The 1,543-nt window shown below is 71.1% G+C and carries 1 protein-coding gene; it reads left to right on the forward strand.

What is annotated here, in order from left to right; genetic code table 11:
- Window positions 1-27 precede the first annotated feature (27 nt).
- A complete protein-coding gene (locus G6022_RS16235) occupies window positions 28-1,404 on the forward strand; it encodes a phosphomannomutase/phosphoglucomutase (RefSeq protein WP_179526177.1) in 1,377 nt (458 codons plus the stop codon).
- Window positions 1,405-1,543 lie beyond the last annotated feature (139 nt).

The following is a 1,543-nucleotide window of genomic DNA, read 5'->3' on the forward strand; positions in this document are numbered from 1 at the left end:
GACCGCCTCTCATCCCTGGAGCAGCACGTGGCACGCAGCGCCGAGTCCGTCCGAGCCGTCATCAAGGCCTACGATGTCCGCGGCGTCGTGGGCGAGCAGATCGACGAGGACTTCGTCCGCGAGGTGGGTGCGTCGTTCGCCCGTCTGATGCGGTCCGAGGGGTCGGAGACCGTGGTGGTCGGCCATGACATGCGGGACTCCTCCCCGTCGTTGTCCCGGGCGTTCGGCGACGGCGTCACCTCCCAGGGGCTGGACGTGGTGACGATCGGCCTCGCGTCGACCGACCAGCTCTACTACGCCTCGGGACTGCTCGACTGCCCGGGCGCCATGTTCACCGCCAGCCACAACCCGGCCCGGTACAACGGCATCAAGCTGTGCCGTGCGGGTGCCAAGCCGGTCGGCCAGGAGTCCGGACTCCGGACGATCGCCGACGAGGTCGTCGCGGGGGTCCCCGCCCACGACGGTGAGGCCGGGACGGTCTCCGAGCGTGACGTCCTCGACGGCTACGGTGCGTACCTCCGCGAGCTGGTCGACCTGTCGGGCATCCGTCAGCTCAAGGTGGCGGTCGACGCCGGGAACGGGATGGGCGGCCACACCGTGCCCGCGGTCCTCAGCGGACTGCCGCTGGAGATCGTCCCGCTGTACTTCGAGCTCGACGGCAACTTCCCCAATCACGAGGCCAACCCCCTCGAACCGGCCAACCTGGTCGACCTCCAGGCGCTGGTGCGGGAGAGCGGGGCGGACATCGGACTCGCCTTCGACGGCGACGCCGACCGCTGCTTCGTGGTGGACGAGCGGGGTGAGCCCGTCGCCCCGTCGGCCATCACGGCGCTGGTGGCCGGGCGCGAGCTCGACAAGGAACCCGGCGCCTCGATCATCTACAACCTGATCACCTCCCGGGCCGTCCCCGAACTGGTCGAGGAGAAGGGCGGCGTCGCGGTCCGTACCCGCGTCGGCCACAGCTTCATCAAGGCCCAGATGGCGGACACCGGTGCGATCTTCGGCGGCGAGCACTCGGCGCACTACTACTTCCGTGACTTCTGGGGCGCCGACTCGGGGATGCTCGCCGCGATGCACACCCTCGCCGCCCTCGGGGAGCAGGACGCCCCGCTGTCCCAGGTGATGGCCGAGTACACCAGGTACGCGGCGTCCGGGGAGATCAACTCGACGCTGGACTCCGCGGAGGCGCAGGTGGCCCGGATGGAGGAGGTCATCGACGCGTTCTCCGGCCGGGCCGTGTCGGTGGACCGACTCGACGGCGTGACCGTCGACCTCGGTGACGGCGCGTGGTTCAACCTGCGGGCCTCCAACACCGAACCGCTGCTGCGCCTCAACGCGGAGGCGCCCACCAGGGAGGACGTCGCCGCGGTGGTCGACGAGGTCCTCGCGATCGTCCGTGCCTGACCTGACCAGCGACACCGGGGCCGGCCGGGTGGACCTGGACGACGCCGAGGCCCTGCGCTCCTCCGACGCCACCGGGGCCCTGCTCCACGCGTCGATGGCCGGGGCCCAGCTCCGATCGGTCGCGACGGCCGTCGACTCG

This window comes from Dietzia sp. Cai40, from assembly GCF_014145165.1.
GTDB classification, from domain to species: Bacteria; Actinomycetota; Actinomycetes; order Mycobacteriales; family Mycobacteriaceae; genus Dietzia; species Dietzia natronolimnaea.